The organism is Lederbergia panacisoli, assembly GCF_024626525.1.
Taxonomy (GTDB): Bacteria; Bacillota; Bacilli; order Bacillales; family Bacillaceae_C; genus Lederbergia; species Lederbergia panacisoli.
In genome coordinates this window covers 1-1419 of record NZ_JANJGU010000036.1, presented here as the reverse complement: position 1 = coordinate 1419, position 1419 = coordinate 1, and the positions used below count along the sequence as shown (strand labels likewise).

Here is a 1419-nt window from a genome sequence, read left to right as displayed (position 1 = left end):
TGGACTTCTGTCAATATAATGGACAAAAATTAGCCAAGTTTTGACGTATCTTTTTACTTCCGCGCTCCGTTTCACTTCGCTTGGAGGCCTCTGCATAAAGGAAGGGTCAAAAAGCGAACCCTTCCTTTACGCAGAGGTAAATTGGTTCTGATTGGCATATTCCTTTTGTGTCAATTCATAGGCCAATTCGTAGTCATTTGGTGTGGCATATCCAAGCGTTGAATGGATTCTTTTCCTGTTATAAAATTCAATATAAAAATGAACGGCTGCCATTGCCTCAGCCTTTGTTTTAAACACCCATTTGTAAAGATACTCCTTCTTTAAAGAAGCAAAAAATGATTCTACACAAGCATTATCATAAGGTGTAGCCTTTCTACTCATACTTATAGTTGCTTTTGCATCTTCAAGAGCCTCAATATATTTCTTTGAACAATACTGAGATCCTCTGTCTGAATGATGAATCCATCCTTTCTGCGGATTACGGAGTGCCAATGCCTTCTCTAACGCTCGCAGAGGCAGAGTATGGCCCATACGATCATCCATCTCGTAGCTAATAACACGTTTGGAAAATAGGTCGATTACAGGATTTAAATACATGAAACCTTCTCCAGTATGAATATACGTAATATCTGTTGCCCAAGCGCGATTGGGAGCGTCTGGTTGAAATTCCCGGTTTAATTCATTATCAAATACACGTAGGTGGTGGTTAGAGTCCGTTGTATGAATCCATTTTTTCTGTGGCGTTGCGAAAAGACCTAGTTCTCTCATACGGTTCGCCACCTTTTTCTGTGAAACTACTATTTTGTCTTTATATACTAGTAATCTATGAATTCTTGGACTTCCGTATGTCCCAAGATTGTCACTAAAGTGAAAGAGAATTCTTTCGTCCAATAAACGATTCCATTTTTCTTTTTCCGTTTCGCCACGACTCTGGCGCGCTGTATACGCATAGTATCCCGATTTTGACACACCAAGCACTTCGCACATCTTCGTAATGGTGTGTTCACGCTGGTGTTGCTCAATGAAAGCAAACTTTAGTTCTTTCCTTGCGTGAAGATGTGCATGGCTTTTTTTAATATTTCAATTTCTTCCTGGAGATCTAACTTTTCTTTCAATTCTGCTTCATATAAATCTCTATATTCAGAAGCAGTCAATAGTTGGTTTTGAGTTGCCTTTTCAGCTTCTCTTTCCTTTTTACGATAGACCTTTACCCAATTTGCAAGAGTATCATAAGGAATATTCAACTCGTTACTAACATCTACCATTCTACGCCCATCTTTTACAATTAATTTTGTGACATACTCTTTAAATACTGCATCATAAGATTTGTACGTTGCCATGTGGAAACACGCCCTTTTGTATGTTATTTATGATTTAAACATACGTCAATTCTGTCGTCCACTATTTATACTACATCCA

The 1419-nt window shown here is 38.3% G+C and carries 2 protein-coding genes; both read right to left on the bottom strand.

What is annotated here, in order from left to right; all coding sequences use genetic code 11:
• Window positions 1-126: 126 nt before the first annotated feature.
• Window positions 127-1023 carry an IS3 family transposase gene (locus tag NQ185_RS20065; RefSeq protein ID WP_257583876.1) on the bottom strand — a complete coding sequence of 299 codons (897 nt, stop codon included), beginning with the start codon at window positions 1021-1023 and terminating at the stop codon, window positions 127-129.
• Window positions 1024-1034: 11 nt separating this feature from the next.
• Window positions 1035-1340, bottom strand: a complete 306-nt coding sequence (locus NQ185_RS20060) for a transposase (RefSeq protein ID WP_257583875.1) — start codon at window positions 1338-1340, stop codon at window positions 1035-1037.
• Window positions 1341-1419 lie beyond the last annotated feature (79 nt).